Below are 24,793 nucleotides of genomic sequence, written 5' to 3'. Positions count from 1 at the left end.
TATAACTCCTGATGATTATCATTTTAAGATAAGTGAACAAAGAAAAACCCCTTCACTGTCATTCAATGTGAAGGGGTTAATGATACTATCGATTTTTAGTTAGTGATCAATACCTTTTAACCATTTATCGACTTTAGTATCATGATTATCTACATAATCTTTAGCAACGTCTTCAGGGTTTTTATTATCTTTGAAGATTTTTTTCGCTAATTTTTCTTCATCATCTTTGCTCCAATTATCGGAAATACGTGTTGCAATCGTATATGCAGCAGGATGATCATCTTTGAAATTTTTATTAAACACTAGGTTAATATGTTCATCATCTTTACCGTAAATCTTCTCAGGATCTTTCAACATTTTAATATCAAGTTCCTTAGAGAACCAACTTGGTTCCATAGCAGTAAAGACGATAGGTTTTTGTTGTTTATAAGCTTTTTGAATCGTTTTAAATTGATCTTGGTCAGATGACTCTTTAAGACTATATTTGTCTAATTGACCATTATCTAATTCACTTTTAGTTTGTTTCATAACACCATTTCTAGCATCTGTACCTTGTATTGTCCAATCGACAGATTTACCAAAGCTGTTACTACTATTGCCAGTATTACTACTAGTAGTAGATTTCTTGCTATTTAAGTCTGAAATTGAATCAATATCCTGTTCATACTTAGGAACAGCTAAGCCAACTTTAACATTATCAACTAAATTCTTCTTATCATAAACAGTTAAATTACTTTTAAATTTATTGTAAAAGCTTTTATCTGTTGAAGGGAAGATACCTGATGCGTGGAATGAGTCAGAGTCTTGAGATACTGACGCATATAATGGACCACTCGCTTGTACTGGCGTAGTAGTAACATTGTATCCAGCTTTTTTAAGGACTTCCGCAATAACTAATGAACGTGGTGTAGAATTATCGCTTGCAATATAAGGGATATTAACATCTTTCTTACCTAGTGACGTATTTCCGCCACTCGATGATCCATTGCCACCATTACCACACGCACTTAGCACAATTGCTAAGGCGAGTGTGGCAAGTAGTCCTAAAACTTTGAAACTACTTTTCTTGAACATTCGGCGTTTCCTCCTTTGTGATTTTACTCTCTCTCATCTTCATTATCATGTCTGCGAGGTGCACGACGCGCATAGTCATCATATAAATCTTTGTTATTTTCACGTGCATATAACATTAATGCGTTAAATAACATATCTTGATCGTTAGTTTCGCGAGACAATTGTTTAAATAAATCAGTTGTACGAGACTCACTATCAGAACGTTGCGCATGATCTCTATAATGACGTTCTTCGTATCGGCCATCCTCGTATCGAGATTGAGGGTCATCATATCTTTCCTCACGATGAGGTTGACGTTCATATCTGTTTCTTTCGCCTTCACTACGGTAATGATTACCTTGTTGTGTGTAGAGAGATTCATAATCTACATGCTCACGTCGTTGACGAGATGGTTCATCTACATTTGATTCTCTCTCATCTTGTCTATATTGTGATCTACGATATTGTGAGTCATTTTCCGGAAAATGATCTTCCCCATAGCCACGACGGTCATCATCTAGACGAACGTAGCGAGGATAGTCCTCTTTATCATTATTGCCATAGCGATCACGATTGAAATAGCGCTCGCGGTCATCATAACGTCTATGTCTCTCATCATGTGCATCACGTTTGTCATAAGCCTGACCATGACGACGTGTATATTCTTGGTCATCATAATAAATGTCTTCATCACGATTACGACGGTTATAGCGATGTGCTTCATTCGTAGAAGTATTCGTGTTTGAATGACCTTCTTCTAAAGCTTTACCTTCGATATCAATCTTAGGTAAGATACCGCCTAACCATTTAGGGATATACCAAGAACCTTTACCAAATAATTTAGTAAGTGCTGGAATTAAAGTCATGCGTACAACGAATGCATCGAAAAGAACGCCGAATGCGAGTGAAATACCCATGGATTTAATCGCTGAATCTTCTTGGAAGACAAAGGAGATAAACACACTGAACATAATGAGTGCTGCTGCAACGATGACTGGACCACTTTCTTTGATACCTACACGGATAGAATGATCGTTGTCACCCGTTTTACTATACTCTTCATGTACACGTGTCATTAAGAAGAGTTCATAGTCAATGGCAAGTCCGAAGAGTAAGCCAATGGTGATGACTGGTAGGAATGCTAATAAAGGACCCGTATTTTCTACACCGAATAGGCTACCTAAGAAGCCATCTTGCATCACGAGTGTCGTAAATCCAAGTGTTGCTAGTAGTGATAATACGAAGCCGAGTACAGCTTTTAATGGTACTAGGATTGAACGGAATACAAATACTAGTAGCACAAATGCTAAGAGTACAATAACGCCAGCAAATACTGGGATAGCTTCATTAAGTTTTTCTGACATATCAATGTTAATTACACTTTGTCCTGAAATCTCTGTATTAAAGTCATATTTCTCCTTAGCAGTTTTATTATAATCACGTAAATCATAAACTAAATTATTTGTAGACTGTGCATTTGGACCATCTTCAGGAATGATAGAAATCAATGCATAGTGATTATTATCATTCAATTGTGGTGATGCCACTTTATCTACATTATCCATATCCTTAATATCATCTCTAATATTATTTAGATCTTGTTGAATATCTTTCTTGCTTCCGCCGTCTTTCGTGTTTACTAACATAACGATTTGACCATTATAACCGGCACCAAAGTTATCAGTAATTAAGTTATAAGCTTTGTGTGCTGATGTATTGTTAGCTTTAAGACTATCGTCAGGGATACCTAAACGCATACCACTCACTGGAAGGGCAGCTGCAATTAAGATAAGTAAACTAATAATAATAGCAATAATTGGTTTACCTACAACAAATTTAGCCCATGGATGATTTTTAGGATCTTTATTCTTTTCAGGTTTATCTTTAATCTTAATACGTTTATGGAACACGCTAATAAGTGCAGGTAAGAGTGTTAACGCAGCAAGGACAGCGAATAATACACTAATTGCTGATGCGAATCCCATAATAGCTAAGAAATCAATGCCAACTAGTGATAAACCACAAACTGCAATCATTACGGTCACACCGGCGAAGATAACGGCACTACCTGCAGTACCAACTGCTGTCGCAATAGCTTCGACAGGCTCTAGACCGCGTTTACGAACTTCCTTATATCTAAAGAGTATAAATAGAGAGTAGTCTATTCCAACGGCTAAACCTATCATTACAGCTAGAGTCAGTGTGAAGTTTGGAATATCGAATATAAATGTTAATAGAGCGATGATTCCAACACTGGAGCCTAGTCCGATGAGTGCACTGACAATTGGCATACCAGCTGCAATTAATGAGCCGAATGTAATCAGTAGAATGATGAAGGCAGTGACAATACCTACAAGTTCTGAAGAACCACCTACTTCAGAATTCATTGAGCCACCTTGAGTTTGCTCAATTTTAAGATTATGATCTGCTTTTACATCATCTAATTCTCTATCGATAATTTTCTTAGAAGAATCTTGCAACGCTGTTTGGTTAACGACATAGTTAACTGTTGCGATTGCAGTATCTTTATCATCATTAACTTGATGAGAATCATAAGGGTTACTTACGTTTTGTACGTAATCATCATCTTGTTTGATATTATCAAGTGCTTTTTCAATATCTTTCTTAGTATCTTTGTCTGTAATACCATTCTTCTTATCGGAATGGAAGACAATCTTCATCGAGGCTTTTTGACTATCCTGATGAAATTCTTTAGTGATTTTATCATTTGTATCTAATGATTTTAGACCATTCATTGTGATGTCATCATCAAACTTAGGTGAGTTAATCATTAGCGGGGTGATAATAACGCCTAGAACGATTAACCATGCAAGGATACTCACCCATTTGTTCTTAGCAATGAATTTGCCCAATTTGTATAAAAGTTTTGCCAAGACATTTCCTCCTATTTGTATATTATTTTGCAACAGAGCATGGAATTCTTAATAATTTTAACGCGATTTGGAGGCATTAAAATTAAGGTGCTTGTAAGTTACATATACTAATTTAACAATTTCCCAACGCTCTAAACACCACTAATTTGAGTAAGACGTTGAAAAATGCAACAGATAGTCAGAATTGTTGTTACTTTTTTAGAAAATGATTAAGCAATAAGATATTTAGAGTGAAGCATTAACAAAATGCCCAATTAAACAAAGCGTTCCTATTAAGAGTAAGCACAAACCTGGTACATAAATTTTCTCTCTTAAATCAAATGATTCAGCTTTAGACACGATTCTACTCACTAAAATAAGTAATAGACCAATTATCATAAAAATAATGGAAGTTGTTAACATACATCGTCCTCCTACAGTATCTCGTTGTCGCCTAGTTCCGGATATATATAATGAAGAAATAGATTATGAAGTTACTTTCATATTCCCTTTTAATCTTGAAATATCTAATGTGATAGGAGAATATTTTTAACAAACTGTGAAATATAGTAGTGAGAATATAAACTTTATAAAAGTATATATTCAAAAACTTTATAAAAATTTATTATCTATTTATTTTAATGTCATGTTTGCTACATAAACATCGTTTATGTTGAAAGTGGAGGTGGGAGCGAATGACAAGTTCATTAATTAAAGTTGGAATGGTTACAACAGCAATTTTACTTGGTAGCGGAGTAACGCATAATGCGCAAGCTGAGACAAATCAACCAGATCAATATGAAGTTAAAGTATATGCAGATAGTCATAAAATAGTAAAAGACAATCGCCATATTAAGCACAGTGTCTTAGAAGATTTAGGTTCAGAAGACAAAGATGAAGACTTTCAAGTTCAATATTTAGATGATGCCAACCGTACGAATTATCAAAACAACGTCACTTATCGTATACGCAAATCTGAAGATGATAGTAAACATAAACTGCAGTATAAAAAGAGATATGCTATTTCTAATCATGATGTGTCTAGCGCCATTCAACAAGCAAAAGCAGATGGCTATAATGGAGATGAGTACGAAGTAGAATATGGTGAAGGTAAAGAAACATTAAGCGTGACAAAAGAAGCAAAAGAAAAACTAGGTTCAGGAAGTTTAGCTATGCCTAATGCTCAAGATAGTTTAAAGATTTTAAAGACTCATGCTGAACAACCTTATAGTGATGCATTAGATAAAATCAAACAACCTCATTTAATTGGACCGGTCCATTTTGAACGACATAAAGGTCATATTGATGGTAATGAAGTGAAGATCGAAAACTGGGATATTAAAGATCAAAATGTTGTAGAAATCTCCTCTAAAGTTACCAATGAAGCGGAAGCGAAAAAAGTTCAAAGTGCTATCATTAAGAGGTTAGATCAATTAGGAATTCATGAGAAGAAAGATCAACTTAAAACCAATCTGATATTTGAAAATTACTAAGAATTAAATGTTACTTCCATGAAAGTAGGGAAGTGAGTTGAGACAAAGTTAGGTTCAATTTCTACTTTGTGTTTCAAACACTTCCTGCTTTTTATTTTACGTTATCTACGTACGTTGATTTGGAGCTTCCCCGAAATTTACATTGTATATGAGTGAGATAAAATTCTGTATAACTGGAGTTAAATACATATCATCACGGTAAACTATTGATATGTATCGAGGTCTGGGTCCATTAGGTAGCTTTTTACTTACGATGTCTTGACGATGTTGAATTGCACTATGACTAATTAAACTTAAATAATGAGAATGTTTAATCGTTTCTAAAATACTACTCAAACTATTCGATTGCATACGTGCACGAAGTTGTACTAAATTATCACGACGCCACTCATCAATACTTTCTCTGGTAGATCCTCCACTATGTATAACAAAATCATAGTATTCTAAATCCTTCATAGTTAACGCTTCTTTATGAGCTAGTGGATGTTCTTTGTCCATAGCTATCATTAATTCATTTTCCATAAAACGTTTTACCTTTAAATCATTCTCGTAAAAGGCATTTTCAGAAATGACAGCTAACTCAATTTCTCTACTTCTCAATTTATCAATGATATGAGGCGCTGTATCTACTGTTAAATCAATTTGTATATTTGGATGATTATTCATATAACTTTTAAAGGCTTCTGGCAAAATGTGGTAAACAGGCGCATGGCTTGCACCAATTTTTAAAGTTCCTCGCTTAGAAGCTTTGAAGTCTGACATGACATCATTTGTTTCCTGCATTAAATTTAATAATTTAGTTGTATTTCGATATAACAATTCCCCAGCTTCAGTTAATTTAAAATGCTTTCCTTTTTTGTAATATAAAGGAATACCATAATATTTATTTAAATTTTTTAAATGAAATGTCACGGTCGGTTGAGTAATATTCATTGATTCAGCTACCGCATTTTCATTTTGAAATTCAACAAACTGCTTAAATATCATCATCTGCTTTGTATTCAAAGCATGTCACCTCCCAAATATAAATTTTCTCTATACATTTATACATATTACATATAATTTTTTGAGTTAGCGTTAACATTCTGTTTAATAATTATTAACAATCTTTTTCTATAGTAGTAATTGAAAGAGGTGAGGATGTGGTTTTAGAACTTAAAAATATTAAAAAATCATTTGGTTCAAGGACTGTGATTCAAGATATTAATTTAACGATTGAGAGTGGTAAATTTGTATCGCTCCTAGGGGCCTCAGGATGTGGTAAGACCACGTTGTTACGATTAATTGCCGGTTTAGAAACACCAGATTCTGGAAGTATAAATCATGATGAGCGCACTTATTATGATTCTAACCAACATACATATGTATCACCGGCTGAGAGAGACTTAGGGATGGTCTTTCAAGATTTCGCACTATGGCCACACATGACTGTTTTCCAAAATGTTGCGTATCCATTGAAGGTAAATAAAGATACGAAAGATTTAAAAACACGTGTGATGCAAGCACTGAAAGAGGTACACTTGGAAGAACACTATGATAAAGCGATTCATCAACTTTCAGGTGGCCAACAACAACGTGTGTCATTAGCCAGAGCAATTATTTCACAATCCAAACTGATATTGATGGACGAACCATTATCGGCTTTAGATGCAAGTTTAAGGGAAGATATGCAGTTATTAATTCAAAGATTAATTAAAACATATGACATGACCGCTATATTCGTCACACACGATCAATATGAAGCTATGAGTATGTCAGATTATATTGCAGTCATGTCGAATGGAAGTATCGTTCAATATGGAACGCCTGAAACATTGTATCAACATCCTAAGAACAAGGAAGTTGCCACATTTATTGGGAAGGGGACATTTTTAGAAGGCGTGAGTCATAATCAAGTTTTAAGCACGAATGAAGGTTTTCAACTTAATCATTCTATCCAAACTAAAGAGGGGAAATATGGCGTATTAATTCGCCCAGAACACGTACATATAGAAGAAGCAACTCATTCGAAAGCGACACCCGCTGTCATTGAGACAGTGAGCTTCACAGGTGAACGTTATCAATATACAGCATCATCGCATGGTGTCTCGATTATGTTTTACGATAGTAACTATTTTCAAGAGAATGAGACGGTCAATTTAACCTTTGATATTCCTGAAAATTACTTTATAAAAATGGGGGAAACTAAACATGAAGCAGTTCACTAAATATATCGTAATCTTAATTGCAACGGTAGTTTTATTAGCAGCATGTCAAAATAAACCAGAGAATGGCGACAAAGGGAGTAATAGTTCTAAATCGAGTTCAAATGACGGAAATAGTAAAGATAAACTCGTTTTATATGCAGCAGGACCAGATAATTTAGTTAATGATATGGTCAAACAATTCGAAAAACAAACAGGTAAAAAAGTACAAGTTTTCCAAGGAACTACTGGAGAAATTCTTGGTCGCTTAGAAGCTGAAAAAGATAATCCTAAAGCAGATGTAGTTCAACTCGCATCACTACCTGCAGCATTAGATTATAAGAAGAAAGGGTTAATTGAACCTTATAAAGTTAAAAATCATAAAAAATTATATAAAGATTGGATAGATAAAGACGGATACTATTATGGATTTAGTGGCAGTGCATTAGGTTTATCTTACAATACTAAAAACGTTAAAAATCCACCTAAAGACGTCAAAGACTTAACTCAATCTAAATTTAAAAATAAAATTGCCATTCCTGATCCTTCAGAATCTGGTACGGCATTAGATTTATTATCTATTAAAGTGAATAACGAAGGAAGTAAAGCTTGGGATGAATATAAAGCATTGAAGCAAAATGGCATGAAACTTGCTGGTGCGAATAAACCTGCATTAGAATCAGTGATTAAAGGTGACAATGATGTTGTATATGGTGGTGTAGACTACATGGTATATGCAGCGAAAGCAAAAGGTGAACCGGTAGACATCAAATATCCTAAATCAGGGACAGCGATTTCACCGCGTCCAGCATTTATTCTAAAATCATCAAAACATAAAGAGTTAGCTAAAAAATATATGAACTATGTCACTAGTTCTAAAGGCCAAAAGCAAGTGGATGATCACTATTTAATTCCAGCAGACAAAACAGCAGAGAAGAAAAAAGGTAAAGCTAAACTTAAAGATATCAAAGAGTATAAATATGATTGGAATCATTTAAGTGATAAGAGTGAAAAAGTATTGAAAAAGTTCACGGAATTGATGAGATAATATGCGACATCATTCTTCATTCTATCGTGTGAACCAAGTACTAGCAGTCATTGTGTTGTTCCTCCTCATCATCTTGCCCTTATGTTTAATACTTTTTAAAGGGTTTGTGTCTAGTGAGGATGGCACATTTGGGGAACACATCCAACAACTAGGTCAACCTTACCACCTTAAAATATTATGGAACTCAGTTATTTTAGGTATTTCAGTCGTCATATTATGCACAATCATTGCACTACCACTGAGCTATATTATGACAAAGACGTCACTTTCTAAACATCAATGGTTAGATCTTGTTATTATGATTCCATTTATGACACCACCTTATATCGGATCAATGGGATGGATGCTAACAATGCAGAGAAATGGGCTGTTGGAACAACTCAGCCCCATTTTCTCACGTGTGACACCATATTTCTTTAGCTTTTTTGGGATGGTGTTGATCATGAGTTGCCACTTGACACCATTTTTATATATTATTTTGAAAAATGCACTCATGACAATTCATCAATCACAAGAAGAAGTAGCTGAAATTTACGGAGGTACATTCTTTTATCGTTTTCGTAAAATTATAGCGCCACTTTTTGCATCAGGATATAGTATGGGAGCATTGCTTATTTTCGTTAAAACAATCGGAGAATTTGGTACACCAGTCACAATGGGAAACAGAATAGGCTTTCAGGTATTAACCTCAGAAATTCATCATAGTGCTTCTATATGGCCGATTGATTTTCAAAGAGCAGCGTTATTATCTACTTTATTATTAGCTGTGAGTATGACAGTATGGGCATTTCAACAATGGTTTCAATCGCGAAATCACTTAAGTTCTAATGCTGGAAAAGGACATAAAGTGAAAGTTCATTCTCGCAGTAAGTGGAATATATTATGTTATGTATTTATTATTTGTGAAATTATCGTTACTATCGTTTTACCTTATGCAAGTATCTTTATGAATGCCTTTATGAAACAGTTATCGTCAGGATTTCATCTAAGTAACTTTACTTTGCAAAACTTTGTTAATGTATTATCGGGTAATGGTGGCATAGCTTTATTTAATAGCATCATGTTAGCTACTATTTCGGCTACGTTAGCAAGTTTAATTGGTCTATGGGTTGTATTAATCACACGAAGACGTAATTCTTTAGGTCGGGTGATTGACTTTTCAAGTTTATTACCAAACACAGTACCTGGTATTATTGTGGTTATTGGGCTAATCCTTTTCTGGAATAATAAACATAATCCCTTACCGGTTTATAATACAATCGGAATATTAGTCGTTGCTTACACAGTGCTTTATATTCCATACGCTGTTCAAAACATAAGAACGGTTGATCAACGTTTAAGTAAAAATCTTATTGAAGCAGCTCAGATTTCAGGTAGTAAAGGATGGACATTGTTCAGAACAATTACATTTCCTTTGTTAAGACCAGGCATTATTTCTGGATGGATACTTATATTTTGCATATCTATGAGAGAATTAGTTGCTTCGTTAATGTTGAGACCACCTAATACGGATACATCTTCAACGTTTATTTACCGTCAATTTGAGCAAGGAGATTCTGCCCAAGGTATGGCAATGGCAATAATGTCTATAGGTATTACTTCAATCATTTTATTCATATTAGAAACGTATCAAAGAAAGAAAAAGCTTTAAGAGTTCAGTAGTAGTGAGAGGAGCGTGATGCACAGATGCCTAAAAGATTATTAGCAGTATCGGACATTCATGGGCATGGTAAGTCTCTAGCGCGATTGCTGAAAGCAGCTCACTATGATGCAAAAGATGACCAACTAGTACTTATCGGAGACTATGTCAATAATGGTCCAGATTCAGTGGGGACATTAAAATTTGTAAAACAATTAGTAAACGACGGGGCTATCGCGTTAGTGGGGAATCATGAATTAAGATGGCTCGAACGTAAAGACAAACCAGCGATACAGTGGCATCAATTTATCAACGAACTTCCATATTATAAAGTCATTGGTCAATATATTTTTGTACATGCAGGAATTGATACAAGTAAGTCGATGCGCAAACAATCAAGAGCAGTTGTTACAGGCCATGCTCCAGAAAATTTAAACCACTTCTTACCTAAAAATAAAGTTATTGTTCACGGTCATGTGCCGAATTATAGATTAGGATATAAGAAAGATCACATTCATATTGAACCTCGTGTCATAGATATTGATACTGGCGCAGGTCATAATCAATACTTAACATTACTAGATTTAACATCGCAGAAACAATATTCTGTGAAGGTTTCTGATGATGATGCTAAAATTCAAGAGCGTCGCGTTAAATTAAAGTAGGATAAACAAAGAATCCCCTTACTACTGGTGATAGTAAGGGGATTTTTTAATGGCTTGGCTTTACCGTATTTTTTATTGTGCTGTTACTTCTAATTGCACGTCGATGTTACCTCGTGTTGCTTTAGAATAAGGACAGAATTGATGAGCTTGTTCTACATATTTTTCAGCGTCTTCTTGTGAGATATTTTCAAGTGTTACTTTGATATCTGCCGCAAGTTTAAAGCCATTGTCAGTGTCATCTTTAATTAATTCAATAGTGATTTCTACTTCTGGGTTAGCATCGTTTACTTTGTTTTGAGATAAAATTAATGATAAAGCACTGTTAAAGCATGCACTATATCCAGCAGCAAATAATTGTTCAGGGTTCGTGTCATTACCACCTTGACCACCCATTTCTTTAGGTGTGGCTAGATTTTGAACGAATGTATTATCAGGGCTAAATACGCGACCATCACGGCCACCATTTGAAATCATTGTCGTAGTATATAAAGGTTTTGCCATTTTGAGAACTCCTTACCTTATTTGATTACGCTTGATTAGATATTTTGTTTAACTAATCAAGGTTATAACGAAGTATAATACCATTTAAGTCAAACTTACAAGAAATGTGATTTTATATTTAATATTATTTTTAAATAATCTACAGAAATCTAAAAGAGTGTAATAAAAATGATAAGTGTATCTTTATGTAAAATGGTATATAATGGCATTGAATTGAGTAATTGGGAAATCTATAGAAGGAGAGTAAATATATGAAGAGAACACGTGTACACCAACTTAGCGGATATTTAAAAATCTCATGTACAGCACTACTTGTCAGCGGGACAATCATTGGTTATGGATTTACCCACAATACACACGCAGATTCTACAGAGACATCTCGTACGATGACACAATCGCAAGATCAAAATCATTCTTTAAGTAAACACATTAAAGAAGCTAAAGATAAATTAAATCACTTAAAAGACTTATCAAAAGAAGATATCAAAGATTATCAAACTCGTATAGATCGTGCCAAAGATGACTCTAAAATAGATGCTATTATTGAAGATGCGAGACAACATAATGAAAAGTTAGTAAATTCAACGGTCTCTAATGATAGTAACAACAATTCAAAAGCGTCTAAGGAGTTAGATCAATTTTTAGAAGATTTGGATGCCATTTCTAATAATGTTGATAACTATCAACAAAACAATGGTGTAAATGAAGACCATCCCAATAAAGACGCTATTCATAAAGAAGATACACAGAATACAGAAGCTAAAGACAATGATACTAAAGCACAGGCGAATGATACGACCATTTTCAAGAAATTAGACTCTATCAAAGATGATGTGGATTCTCTCCGCTCAAATGAAAGTTCTAGTACGAGTCAAAGTGATAAAAAGACTTCAAATCAATCTGATAACAAAGAGCGTCAAAATCAAATTGAGCATGATATAGCAACACTAAAATCAGAAGCTAATCAAAATAGGGATAATGCTGAGGATACGATTGGAAAAATCACTAAGGACTTACAAGGTAGTGATAAAATCACACATGCGCTTGCACAGAGACAATCACGACAAAATGATAATAATGAGAACTATCTAAGTCGTAAATTGAATGATTTAGGTGCTTTAGAAAGCAAAGTTAAGGAAGATAACCATTTATCCGACGATAATAAGCAAAAATTAAAACGTGAAATTGATCGAGCGCATCAAAAACTTGATGGACAACAAAACGCGATATTAAATCAACTTAAAAATGATAAAGATAAAGCTAAGACCACTGAAAATATACTTCATAGCATCATGAGTAACAATGAAGCTCAACGTGCATTGAAAAACATTAAAATTAAAGGTCAATCTGATAAAGACATTGCTAATCAAATCGCGAAGCAGATTGATGGCGTTGCCACTACTTCAAGTGATGATATTCTTAAATCAATGTTGGATCAATCACATAATAAAGAAAAATTGATTAAAGAACTATTATCTACGCGACTAGGAAACAATGAAGCTTCTCAAATAGCAAAGAAATTAGCCAATGGTCACTTTAGTCAATCTCAAATTGTTGATCAATTAAAACACTATTTTGATAAAAATGGTCACGCAACAGCAGATGATATTTTAAATGGCGTATTAAATAATGCTAAAAATAAAAAAGAAGCAATCGAAACGATATTAGCGACACGATTGAATCAAGATAAAGCGAAAATTTTAGCAAGTGTCATTACACGTATTCAAAATGATAAAACAGATGCGTTACAACTGATACAATCCGCTTTAAATGGTAAAGCAAATGACTTATTGCAACTTCAAAATCGTGTTAAACGAGCTAAAGGTGATTTAAATTATATTTTATCACCAATAAAAGATCGCCCATCATTACTTGATAGAATCCATGGTAATCATCACAACAGTAGTCAACTCGCTGATATATTAAACCAACTCGCAGGTTTAACAAATGGATCAGGTATATTAGATAATTTAAACTCTAAAGATTCTATACTAGATGGTATTGGTAATATGGATACACCATCCCCAGAGAACAATTTATCATTAGGTTCAGGTGATGGCTTATTGAGTGGAATATTAAATGACGACGGCAATATCTCTTTACCAGCTGCAGGTAAAGTTCTTAAATTGAGTGTTTTACCATTTGCAATCATTGCTTTAGTGATTGGAAGCACGTTGATTTGGGTAAGTCGCCGTAAGAAACATCATGCATCATAATTAATAAATTTAGTCACCCGGACGTCTTAAAATTGTTAAAATGTTTGGGTGACTTTTCAATGGAAATAAATATAAATAATTGGAGAATGAGTATCTCATATCGTTATAATGTAGAAACTGTTCATGAAAAAAGAGTTAAAGGAGTATGACTATGACAAATCAAACAGCTCTATTAGTGATGGATATGCAAAAAGGTATCGCAAATAATGTGCCACAAATTAATAGTTTAATTAAAGCAAATCAACGTGCAATAGAAGCAGCACGCGCACACCAAATTCCGGTAGTCTTTATGCGTGTTGCATTAGAGAAAAACTTTGCAGACGTTTCACCTCATAATCGTGTGTTCTCAAGTTTTAAACAACGCGGTATATCCATGACAGAGGATGATGCGTTTGCACAAATTCTTGAGGAATTAGAACCTGCAGAGGATGAACCAATCATGACTAAACGACGTTTTAGTGCGTTTACAGGTAGTGGTTTAGAGGTCTTCTTGAATGCGAATCAAATTAATCACCTTGTTTTAACAGGTATTTCGACAAGTGGAGTGGTGCTAAGTACCGCACTTGAAGCTGCAGATAAAGATTATCAAATCACAGTTTTAGAAGATGCTGTGGGAGATCGTTCAGATGATAAGCATGATTTCATAATAGAACAAATTTTAAATCGTTCATGCGAAATAGAATCAGTCGAATCATGGAGAAACCATTTATAGTAAAGTAACATCCTTATATAACGATGAAATACAAATTGAGCAATCCCTCCGTAAACATTGTTTATGGAGGGATTATTTTAAATACACATCAAACTCAACTATTTCCTGGAAAATAAAAAAGATAGCAAGCTCTATGAAGAGACATGCTATCTTGAGTAACTCTTATTATTTTCCTTGAATATAATCTAAATCATTGGCATCTTCTGCATCAATGGTTCTGTATGAAATAACGCCAAGACCTTTAACATTAGATTCTGAAATCACAATTGAACCATCGTCGTTGACTTTTTCAACGAAACCAACATGACCATATTGTGTATCTGCACCAAGTTGGCCAGCTTCGAAGACAACAGCAGTATGGTTTTTAGGTGACTGTGTTACAGTGTAACCTTCTCTTTCAGCGTGATTGTTCCAATTGTGTGCATCACCTAAATCACCAGAAATAGATGAGTCATATTGTTGCATACGTTGATAAACATACCACGTACATTGTCCTTGTGGATATGGAGAAGATCCACTAGCTTCAACAAATGGTTTGAAATCACTTCCTGAAGTTTCTGTTCCAATTGATTGAGTATATTTTTTCAGATTTGGCATACGTTTTTTATCAAATGCAGTTAAATTGTAATGTTTAATGATACTATTTAACTTTTTAGCATAATTCGGATCTGTCGCATAAGAATGTGATAAGTGTGACGTTGCCTCTTTATATGTTAATGCTTCGCTCTTCCAAGTAGGTTTATAAATTGTAGGATTGCCTTCAATACCATTTTTAATTAAGTCAGCATAATCTTGGAGTGAAGATTTCAAATTAGGATATTTACGGAATCCAGCGTTTATACTAAACATTTGGTTATCGCTACCAGCCTCTAGTGTATTGAAGTTCACAGATTCCCCATTATAACTGCCTTTAACACCGAATAAATTATAGTTAGGTGATTGAGCTAGACTACTTTTACCTGAGTCAGATTCCAAGATAGCTTGAGCCATCATAACAGAGGCATAAATCTTTTCTTTTTGGCCAATTTTATGTGCATCTTTAGCAATCGATTTAATAAATTTACGAGTATCTTGGCTGTCTACCACATTAAAGTTATCGTCTGACACTTTGCCATCTTCAATTTGTGGTACTTGTTGGAATAAACTTGTTGAACGCGTATTAGATTTTTTAATATCATTCTCAAACGATTGAACCGGTTTAGATTTATGTTTCAATTCATTCTCTGTAGGTAGTTGCGGATTATTATTTTGAGAAGACTGCGATGTGTTCTTCTGATGTTTAGATTTCTGCTCATAATTAGATTGGGTCTTCTTAGCATCTTCACTGTATTCATCAAGAATGGTATCTAGTGCTGAATCAGATACGCTTGAGTGGTTGTTGTCACTTGATGAATGTGATGTTGTTTGATTAGAAGATGATTGATGCGTTTGATTTGATGACTGTTTAGATTCATCTTGTTGAGACGATTGACCTTGTGACTGGGAAGTATTTTTATCATCGTCTTGTTCCCATTGAGATAATGCGTCACTCACCTTTGAATCATCTGTTTCTGCTTTAGAAGATGATGTACTACTTTGATGTGATTGATCTTCAGAATGAGAGGAATGACTTCCTTCAGAAGGAATGTCTGAATTAGTATTTTTATTCGATGTTACCTCTTTAGAATCATTGTTATCACTATCAGTAGAATCATCTCTATTTGAAGTGGAAGGTGATTGACTTGTATGATCGTCTGACTGTTCATAATTTGAAATATTAGAATCAAAGTTAAAAAGATTTTGAATTAATGTAGTTAAACTAAAGCTATCATCATATTTATCAGGTTTTAACAGGTCGTTCATATGAGACTGACTTTGAGCAACGTTATGGTAAAATTGGTCAACTAAATTTGTATTTTTTTGCTTATTTTGATCAGTAACTGCTGTTGTAGTTTGATGCGGCTGGTTAGAATTCTGATCTGACTGATTGGATGCTTTGTTTTTATCCGCTTTAACATCATTATCTTTTTTATGCGTTTTAGAAGATTTACCGTTCTCTTTAGAAGGAGATTTCTCAGAAGAAGCTTTTTCAGCTTGGTGCGCACGTTGATTGCTATCAGTTTGCTCTTGTTTATCTTCTTTCGACTGTGAACTTTTATGAGTTACCTTTGTTTGTTGATTCATGTCATCTGTATTATCTTTCGCAACGGCCGTAGGGGTAGTGAATGTTGGAAATACCAACGTAGTTGATAGTAAATAAATTAACAATTTGTTTTTCGACATCACATTTTTTCTCCCTCGAAAAGTTTAATTTTGGTGTGATAATAATTGAGAATTTGGTATAATTTAACTTATGACTTATATTGTTGATATCTATCAACGAAACGTAATGCGCCTTAATACATTTATTATACAAATCTTACTTGTAAAAATAAATTACTTTCCTAGAAATTTTATAAAATAATAGAAGTATCTCCTCAATGATCAAGTAATGATGGGGGAGTCATTTTCAAAAATAAAAATAGAGTTATTATAAAGAATGAATATTAAAGACCTTCTCAATAGGAGTGTGAATATGAAGAACGCACTAAAACTCTTTATCACGGATTTGAAGAGGGTAGCGAAAACGCCGGGTGTTTGGGTGATCTTAGCAGGTCTAGCTATTCTACCTTCGTTCTATGCATGGTTCAATTTATGGGCGATGTGGGATCCGTATGGTAATACAGGCCATATTAAAGTAGCAGTAGTAAATGAAGACAGTGGTGACAAAGTTCGAGGTAAAAAAATTAACGTCGGCGATACAATGGTCAAATCGTTAAAGAACAATGACAGTTTCGATTGGCAATTTGTTAGCAGAGAAAAAGCAGACCATGAAATTAAGATGGGTAAGTACTATGCCGGTATATACATACCAAGTAAGTTTACACATCAAGTTACTGGCACCTTAAGAAAGCATCCGCAAAAAGCAGACGTTAATTTCAAAGTGAACCAAAAAATTAATGCCGTAGCAGCGAAACTGACAGATACAGGTTCATCGCTCGTTGTAGAGAAAGCCAATGAGCAATTTAATAAAACAGTTACGAAAGCATTGTTAACTGAAGCAAATAAAGTCGGTCTAACATTAGAAGACAATGTGCCGACAATCAATAAGATTAAAAATGCGGTATATCAAGCGAATGATGCATTACCTAAGATAAACGACTTCGCTGACAAAGTTATTTATCTTAACAATCATCAAGACGAGTTAGATCAATATGCGAATAAATTTAGAGATTTAGGTAAATATAAGGCTAATATTACTGATGCTCAAGATAAACTCAATGCAGTCAATTCCGCTGTTCCCGCTTTAAATGAGAAGGCGAAACTCATCCTAGCACTTAATGATTATATGCCGAATATCGAACGACTACTCAATGTAGCTTCGAATGATGTGCCAGCACAATTTCCTAAGATTAATAAAGGTGTAGACATTGCTAGTGAAGGCATTGATGCAGCAAGTAGTCAATTAAACGACGCACAAGGATATTTAACTCAAGCGAAGCAGCGTGTGAAAGACTATCAAGAAGCTGCCGGTAGAGCACAAGAAGTGAATGGTGCTGTGAATAAAGATTTAAACAATCAGACAACGACACAGCAACAAAGTGCTACCCAAAGCCATAAAGATTTAGGGCATAGTTACTCTAATATAAAGACCAGTCAAATGAGTACGATGGGTGATTCATCTAACAATGATTCAGATTTAACACAAAACGACATTAAATCAATGAACACCGCCTTAGCAGAATCGTTATTATCATTATCAAATCAGACAGACAAACAAGCTCAAGCCACTCAACAAGATATTAAAGCGTTGAAGAACATGGCATATGGTATTATCGCATCAGATAAACCTACACAATTTAAAGAACCACTTGAGAATATTAAATCTCGATTGGAAAATGCTACTAAATATAATCAACAAATGGTCGATATTCTTTCAGAACTAGAGAAAAGTGAAGATGTAGATTTATCATCAGAAATTAAACATATTAAAAAGGCGAATAACCAAATTAATGATAGTTTACGAACAACTAATCAATTAATTGATGCTTTATCAAATGGTAGTTCAGGCCAGTCTGAAGCAGTAAAAGTACTTCGTGGACTGCCAAAACTGAGTGATAATCTTGATAACTTCCGTTCATATATTAAAAATGAACTAAACAAAAATTTATTAGCTGTTTCAAACGAAATTACAGATCAATTAAATAAAGGTCAGAATACTTTATCTACAATTCAATCGAAATTGAACTCAATCAACCAAGTGATTAATGCAGGTCAAGATATCTTAAGTGATGGTAAAGAACGTATTGATACAATACAAAGCACTTTACCTGGTATTGAACAAACTTACATCAATGCCATGAAAACTGCTCAAGCTTACTTCCCAACTGTGAAGAAAGATGTTGCACAAGCCGCTAGTTTCGTGCGCAATGACTTACCACAATTGGAACAAGAATTAGCCAATGTCACTCAATCAGTAAACCAAAATTTACCGGCATTATTTAATCGATATGACAACGCTGTTAATTTATTAAATGAGAATCAACCACGCGCGAAAGAAGGTTTAGCTTCACTAGCTGACTTCGCACAGAATAAATTGCCAGACGTTGAGAAGGATCTTAAAAAAGCAGATAAAGTCTTCAAGAAACTAGACAAAGATGATGCTATCGATAAACTTATAGACACATTAAAGAATGATTTGAAAAAGCAAGCAGACACAATTGCAAATCCAATTAATAAAAAGACTACGGATGTCTTCCCAGTGAAAGATTATGGTTCAGGAATGACACCATTCTATACAGCGTTATCAATATGGGTAGGTGGCTTATTAATGGTAAGTTTACTTTCAGTAGATAACAAACATGAACATTTGCGACCTATATTAACAGCACGACAAATCTATATGGGTAAAGCTGGTTTCTTCTTCCTCTTAGGTATCATTCAAGCACTTATCGTGTCGATAGGTGACCTAGTGATACTTAAAGCGGCGGTGGAATCACCAGTCTTATTCGTAACCATCGCTGTATTTAGTTCACTCGTATTTAACTCAATCATCTATACATGCGTGTCCATGTTAGGTAATCCAGGTAAAGCTGTAGCGATTATCTTGCTCGTATTACAAATCGCAGGGGGTGGAGGAACATTCCCAATTCAAACGACACCACAGTTCTTCCAAACCATTTCACCATATCTGCCTTTCACTTATGCCATTGACGCCTTACGTGAAACTGTAGGTGGTATTGTACCTGAAATATTAATTACTAAAGTTGTCGTACTCACATTGTTCGGCCTCGGATTTATTATATTCGGTATATGTATGAAACCTGTGATGGATCCAATTATGCGTAAAATTGCTAAACGTGCAGCAGAAAGTAAAGTAACTGAATAATATACTAAAATCCCTCGAATTGTAAGATTCAATTCGAGGGATTATTTTAGTTATAAGCAATGCTTATTTAAGGATGGCTTATAATTAGATCCATGTGTCCATTAAACTGAATTGCTTTATCTTCTGTTGTTAAAATAAAATGCGTACCTTTTTGAACAGTGAATGTTTCGTCATCAACTGTTAATTGACCATCACCTTCAATGACTGATACTAAGCAATACGGATGAGGTTTCGTTAAAGTTAGATGTTCAGAAACATCCCATTTCTCTACTGTGAAGAACGTATTCGACACAAATTGCGTATAAGTGTTACCATCAATCTCTTTAGTATGTGGAGAAGTATTCGGCTGTCGATTAGAAATATCGATAACCTCTTTACTTTGTTCTAAATGTAATTCACGTGTGTTGCCATTTTTATCTTTTCTATCGTAATCATAAATACGATATGTGGTATCAGAAGATTGCTGTGTCTCTAAGATGAGGATGCCTGAACCTATCGCATGTACTGTACCAGCAGGAACATAATAGAAGTCGCCAGGTTGAACTGGAACATGAGTAAATAAATGGTCGAAGTCTTTATTATCAATGAGTTGTTCTAATTCTTCTTTTGTTTGTGCTTCTACACCATAGATGATTTCTGAGCCAGGTTCTGCATCAAGAATATACCAACACTCTGTCTTACCATATTCACCTTCATGTTTAAGTGCATAGTCATCATTAGGATGAACCTGTACTGAAAGTTGATCATGAGCGTCTAGAATTTTAGTTAGAAGCGGGAAGTGTGTTCTAGAATCGTTATCGAATAACGCACGATCTTCTTCCCATACCTCATCTAACGTCTTACCTTGATGTTTGCCATTTTCAATGACATTAGGTCCGTTCTGATGTGCTGAAATAGCCCAACATTCGCCAGTTTGATCACTTGGAATATCGTAACCAAACTGAGTTAAAGCATTGCCACCCCAAATGCGCTCTTGAAATACAGGCTTAAGAAACAATACCATATCTTACACTCCTTTATATCTCTTTTAAAATGTTGTAAATTTCATTTTTATCTTGAGCATGCACGAGGTTGTCTCTTGTATCATCATGCATTAAAGCTTTTGATAAGCGTTGCAATAATCTTAAATGCGTATCATTACTGTCATTTGGCACAGCGATAAGGAAGACCAATTGCGGTAATGAACCATCAAGGCTTTCCCACTGAATGCCTTTTCTATTTTGCATAACAGCTACGGCAGGTTGATTGACTGCACTTGATTTCGCATGAGGAATCGCCACATTCATACCAATGGCAGTAGTTGACTCTGCTTCTCGCTTATGAATAGCTTCTTTAACTTCTTCAACATTAGAGATATAGTGATGTTCATTTAATTTAGAAATAAGCGTATCAATCGCATTGTCACGCGTAAGTTCAGTATTTGATATTTCAATAATATTCTCGGCAAATACTTCATGTTCTTTACTTTCATTTGTAGGCTCACTTTGTGGAGCAGTCGTTGCTACATTACTTTGTGTTGTTGTATCGTTTGCTGATGTAGAATCATTTTCAAGGGTAGGGTCAGTCTCGTGTGAATTCACTTCATTCACAGGTGTATGTCTCTTGAAAATTAAAACCGTCATCATTGTGACTAAACTACCGATAATGACAGCGATAAAGAACCAAAGGACCTTATCAATACCGCCAAGTACTGCTACAACTGGACCACCGTGGGCAACTCTATCTCCAACACCTCCCAGCGCGGCGATGACAGATGCTACCATAGCACCAATCATATTAGCTGGAATCGTTCTAAGTGGGTCTTGGGCAGCGAAAGGTATCGCACCTTCAGTGATACCGAAGAGACCCATTGTAAATGAGGCTTTACCCATTTCTTGTTCAGCTTTATTAAACTTACGTTTTTGAATAAATGTGGCTAAGCCTAAACCGATTGGAGGCGTACATACTGCTACAGCAACCATTCCCATCACTGCATAGTTACCTTCAGCAATTAATGCAGAACCGAAGAGAAAGGCAACTTTGTTAATCGGACCACCCATATCGAAGGCAATCATAGCGCCGATAATCAACGCTAGAATAATAATGTTTGCGCCTTGCATACCTTTTAACCATGTCGTCAATGCAGCAAAGATACTTGAAATCGGAGCACCGATGACAAAGATAAATATCAGTCCTACGATAAGTGAAGAAATAATAGGTATGATAATAATTGGCATAATCGGTGCCATCGCTTTAGGAACTTTAATTTGCTTAATCCATTTAGCGATATAACCAGCTAAGAAACCGGCAACAATACCACCTAAGAAACCAGCACCTGCAGTACTGCCATAGAGACTTCCGTCAGCAGCGATAGCTCCACCAATCATACCTGGAACAAGTCCGGGTTTATCAGCAATACTTACGGCAATATAACCGGCTAGAATTGGAACCATAAATTTAAAAGATAAGCTTCCAATATTTTCAATTGATTTCCAGAATGAATGCTCTGGAATGACGAGGCCTTTAGAAGTCGCTTCGCCACCTATAGTTAAAGCAATGGCCATCAGCAATCCACCTACAACGATGAATGGCACCATGAAAGAGACACCATTCATTAAGTGTTGATAGACCATTTGCATGCCACTTTTATGTTCATTATCTTCTTCAGAATTGTGGCTGTGAGTTTCTGAATCATTTCCATGATAGATACGGGCGTCTTGATCAATGATACGTTGAATTAATTGTTTTGGATGATGGATACCTTCACGCACGTTCTCATTAATGAGGCGTTTACCATTAAAACGTGAAAGATCAACTTGTCTATCAGCAGCGATAATGATGCCGTCTGCTTCTTTAATTTCTTTGGCAGTTAAAATGTTTTCAGCACCTACACCGCCTTGTGTTTCTACTTTGATATCTACGCCCATTTCTTTAGCAGCTTGTTCTAACTTTTCTTGAGCCATATATGTATGAGCGATACCGTTCGGACATGATGTTATAGCAAGTATTTTCATCGCTTTCACTCTCCTTTATTTAAAGTGTAAGCGTATTCAATGCTATATAAAAAAGAATAATTGCCGTTATTAGTGGCAATTATTCTCGAATTTGAGCGATTAACTTATTTTTAAAGTCATGGTTCTCCATCATACACCACTGATCAACCGTATGTTCATCAAGTTGGGCTAGTGACTGAATCATATTTTTCATCATTTGCGCATCCTTCTTCGCAATCGCTAGGAAGAATACTAACTTCACATCATGTTGTTTCCAAGGAATGGGGTGCTTGAATTTATAGACAATCACATGAGATTTCAGCACCTTCTCAGGATTACCGTGAGGAATCGCCATACCATTGCCTATGAAAGTTGAAGACTGACGTTCGCGTTCCATCGCAGATTCAATGTAACCGTCTAAAGTCGTTTGATGTTCTTCTAGAATCTCTTGAGTTCTCTTAAAGATTGAGAGTGCAATGGAAGGTTCATCTTGTTCGATGTCGGACTCAACCACAAATTCTATTGGTGACAGGGCATCTCTTTGTAACGTTGGGTTTTTAAACGTTTTAATTACATGTTCAACTTGGCGTTCATCATCTTTCGAAAATAATGGCGACACCTGAATCACTTTCGGAAGGTGTGATGAACGTTTGTGACTTAAGTCGATATCATGCGTTGTGATGAGTAAATCCACTTGCGCAAAGTCATATGTCTCAACATCTTCAAGTTTCAATGTATCAACAATTGATATTGAAGGACTTAATTTCTTAATTCTTTCAGCTAATAAAGTTGAAACCCCTAAGCCGTAATAGCACACAATGACGACGTTAATGGTCGAGTGCATTTGTCGTTCAATTGATGATTGAAAATGAATCGTCAAAAAGGCAATTTCATCTTCGCTAAGTTGTATGTCAGTGTCTTTAGATAACTGATGAATTACATCGTAAAGCGTGTTAAAGATAAAAGGATAGAGTTGTTTGATTTCAGATGTCAGCGGATTGTTGAGGTAAACATTGCGCATTAATCGTAAGTAGGTACGACTAAAGTGCGTATAAATATTTTCTTTTAGAATTGAATCTTTAGAAAAAGGAATATCTACATTCGTTTCCATCAATTGTATTAACCGTTGAATATAACTTTGAATAAAGAGTTGTTGGAAGCTTAAATCAAATTGATTGAAATGATAACTAATGAAGAATGAAAACAATTGACTCGTTTCATCAGTTAGCTGGTAACCTAGTTGTTGATTAATATCTTTAATACACTGTCGTGCTATGGCTAGAGAAGTTGGATTCGACTCCCAATCTAACTCCTCAGAGTTAGAGCGCTTAATAATTAAGATTAAATGCACAAGTAATTGTCGCACTTGATTATCTGACGTTTGAAGCTCGGAAGCTTGAATATGTTTCTTAATAATATGATGAATACGCTGAATATGTCCCTGTGGTAATTCTTGCAGAATCAAATCTTCCACTTTAATTTCATTCGAAGAGAGTTGATTCAGATGAAGAACCGCATTACTTAAATCCGAACCACTAGCATCGATAATGATGCCTTGTTTCCTTTTCAAAGTGATGGTGACATCAAATTTTTCACACCAAGTTTGGATACGTGTGACACAATCGAGTACATCTGCCTTTGATAGATGAAAATGTGATGCAAGCTCACTCAAAGTATATGTATGATGATCCATCAATAATTTATAAGCAATCGTAATTAATAACTTTCTCTCTTTAAGAATACTGTCATTTAATTGTCCCTCAATAAAACTAATAGAATATGCATCTAAATTTAATTGATAGCCTCTAGATTTAACACTCACTATAAGATTATCAATGAATGTAGAATTAATAACTTTAATATCATTCCTAACTGTGCGATTAGACACATTTAAATAAGCCGAAACTTCATTCCCGCTAATGTACGTTTGAGCGTTATTGATTAAGAGTTGAATGAGTTTAATCTGTCTGTTTATCATAGTCCATCTCACTTCTCCCACAAAGTTTGATTAGGAAAACGCTTACTCCACAA

General features: G+C 35.0%; 17 protein-coding genes. 8 read left to right on the top strand and 9 right to left on the bottom strand.

From position 1 onward, the window contains the following. Positions 1–99: 99 nt before the first annotated feature. The 3 genes from HMPREF2706_RS03200 to HMPREF2706_RS12205 form a co-directional block, all read right to left on the bottom strand. The gene (locus tag HMPREF2706_RS03200) at positions 100–1,074 is read right to left on the bottom strand and encodes a glycine betaine ABC transporter substrate-binding protein (protein ID WP_064212227.1); all 975 of its coding nucleotides are present in this window, start codon (positions 1,072–1,074) and stop codon (positions 100–102) included. 23 nt (positions 1,075–1,097) lie between these two features. Then, on the bottom strand, positions 1,098–3,947 hold the full coding sequence (locus HMPREF2706_RS03195; protein ID WP_064212226.1) for an MMPL family transporter: 2,850 nt from the start codon (positions 3,945–3,947) through the stop codon (positions 1,098–1,100). Between the two features lie 225 nt (positions 3,948–4,172). Continuing rightward, positions 4,173–4,349 (bottom strand): hypothetical protein, encoded by a 177-nt coding sequence (locus tag HMPREF2706_RS12205; protein WP_162837220.1) that lies wholly within the window; start codon positions 4,347–4,349, stop codon positions 4,173–4,175. Between the two features lie 272 nt (positions 4,350–4,621). Here HMPREF2706_RS12205 and HMPREF2706_RS03190 point away from each other — a divergent pair, with 272 nt between their 5' ends. Beyond that, on the top strand, positions 4,622–5,419 hold the full coding sequence (locus tag HMPREF2706_RS03190) for a hypothetical protein (protein ID WP_030062691.1): 798 nt from the start codon (positions 4,622–4,624) through the stop codon (positions 5,417–5,419). A gap of 105 nt (positions 5,420–5,524) precedes the next feature. Here HMPREF2706_RS03190 and HMPREF2706_RS03185 read toward each other — a convergent pair whose 3' ends face one another. Then, positions 5,525–6,424, bottom strand: coding sequence for a LysR family transcriptional regulator (locus tag HMPREF2706_RS03185; protein WP_002436383.1), 900 nt, complete (start codon positions 6,422–6,424; stop codon positions 5,525–5,527). A gap of 137 nt (positions 6,425–6,561) precedes the next feature. On the opposite strand from HMPREF2706_RS03185, the gene HMPREF2706_RS03180 reads away from it, so the two are divergent. The 4 genes from HMPREF2706_RS03180 to HMPREF2706_RS03165 are packed head-to-tail and all read left to right on the top strand — an operon-like array spanning position 6,562 to position 10,954. Continuing rightward, positions 6,562–7,626, top strand: a complete 1,065-nt coding sequence (locus tag HMPREF2706_RS03180) for an ABC transporter ATP-binding protein (protein ID WP_030062690.1) — start codon at positions 6,562–6,564, stop codon at positions 7,624–7,626. Then, entirely contained in the window at positions 7,610–8,650 is a 1,041-nt protein-coding gene (locus HMPREF2706_RS03175; protein WP_030062689.1) for an ABC transporter substrate-binding protein, read from the top strand. The genes HMPREF2706_RS03180 and HMPREF2706_RS03175 overlap by 17 nt, the downstream gene beginning before the upstream one ends. A gap of 1 nt (position 8,651) precedes the next feature. Next, positions 8,652–10,301 (top strand): ABC transporter permease, encoded by a 1,650-nt coding sequence (locus HMPREF2706_RS03170; protein ID WP_030062688.1) that lies wholly within the window; start codon positions 8,652–8,654, stop codon positions 10,299–10,301. Positions 10,302–10,336: 35 nt separating this feature from the next. After that, positions 10,337–10,954, top strand: coding sequence for a metallophosphoesterase (locus HMPREF2706_RS03165; protein ID WP_030062687.1), 618 nt, complete (start codon positions 10,337–10,339; stop codon positions 10,952–10,954). 72 nt (positions 10,955–11,026) lie between these two features. Here the strand turns inward: HMPREF2706_RS03165 and HMPREF2706_RS03160 are convergent, their stop codons facing one another. Continuing rightward, positions 11,027–11,455: an organic hydroperoxide resistance protein gene (locus HMPREF2706_RS03160; RefSeq protein WP_030062686.1), complete on the bottom strand. Its 429-nt coding sequence runs from the start codon at positions 11,453–11,455 to the stop codon at positions 11,027–11,029. 251 nt (positions 11,456–11,706) lie between these two features. Here HMPREF2706_RS03160 and HMPREF2706_RS03155 point away from each other — a divergent pair, with 251 nt between their 5' ends. Continuing rightward, positions 11,707–13,671, top strand: coding sequence for a Rad2 family DNA repair protein (locus tag HMPREF2706_RS03155; protein ID WP_030062685.1), 1,965 nt, complete (start codon positions 11,707–11,709; stop codon positions 13,669–13,671). 151 nt (positions 13,672–13,822) lie between these two features. Then, positions 13,823–14,383 (top strand): cysteine hydrolase family protein, encoded by a 561-nt coding sequence (locus tag HMPREF2706_RS03150; protein ID WP_030062684.1) that lies wholly within the window; start codon positions 13,823–13,825, stop codon positions 14,381–14,383. Between the two features lie 165 nt (positions 14,384–14,548). Here the strand turns inward: HMPREF2706_RS03150 and HMPREF2706_RS03145 are convergent, their stop codons facing one another. After that, complete coding sequence (locus HMPREF2706_RS03145) at positions 14,549–16,645, bottom strand: amidase domain-containing protein (RefSeq protein WP_030062683.1); 2,097 nt, start codon at positions 16,643–16,645, stop codon at positions 14,549–14,551. A 292-nt stretch (positions 16,646–16,937) separates the two neighbouring features. Between HMPREF2706_RS03145 and HMPREF2706_RS03140 the strand changes: the two genes are divergently transcribed. Beyond that, complete coding sequence (locus HMPREF2706_RS03140; RefSeq protein WP_064212225.1) at positions 16,938–19,790, top strand: YhgE/Pip domain-containing protein; 2,853 nt, start codon at positions 16,938–16,940, stop codon at positions 19,788–19,790. A 67-nt stretch (positions 19,791–19,857) separates the two neighbouring features. Here the strand turns inward: HMPREF2706_RS03140 and manA are convergent, their stop codons facing one another. The 3 genes from manA to HMPREF2706_RS03125 all read right to left on the bottom strand — a co-directional run bounded on the left by manA (position 19,858) and on the right by HMPREF2706_RS03125 (position 24,740). Beyond that, complete coding sequence (gene manA / locus HMPREF2706_RS03135) at positions 19,858–20,793, bottom strand: mannose-6-phosphate isomerase, class I (RefSeq protein WP_030062681.1); 936 nt, start codon at positions 20,791–20,793, stop codon at positions 19,858–19,860. A 13-nt stretch (positions 20,794–20,806) separates the two neighbouring features. Continuing rightward, positions 20,807–22,783, bottom strand: a complete 1,977-nt coding sequence (locus tag HMPREF2706_RS03130; RefSeq protein ID WP_064212224.1) for a fructose-specific PTS transporter subunit EIIC — start codon at positions 22,781–22,783, stop codon at positions 20,807–20,809. A gap of 79 nt (positions 22,784–22,862) precedes the next feature. Beyond that, the gene (locus HMPREF2706_RS03125) at positions 22,863–24,740 is read right to left on the bottom strand and encodes a BglG family transcription antiterminator (protein WP_030062679.1); all 1,878 of its coding nucleotides are present in this window, start codon (positions 24,738–24,740) and stop codon (positions 22,863–22,865) included. Positions 24,741–24,793: the final 53 nt, after the last annotated feature.

The organism is Staphylococcus sp. HMSC067F07 (assembly GCF_001837405.1).
GTDB classification, from domain to species: domain Bacteria; phylum Bacillota; class Bacilli; order Staphylococcales; family Staphylococcaceae; genus Staphylococcus; species Staphylococcus capitis.
Note: the sequence above shows the minus strand (reverse complement) of the source record. Positions and strands in the feature narration are given on the sequence as shown.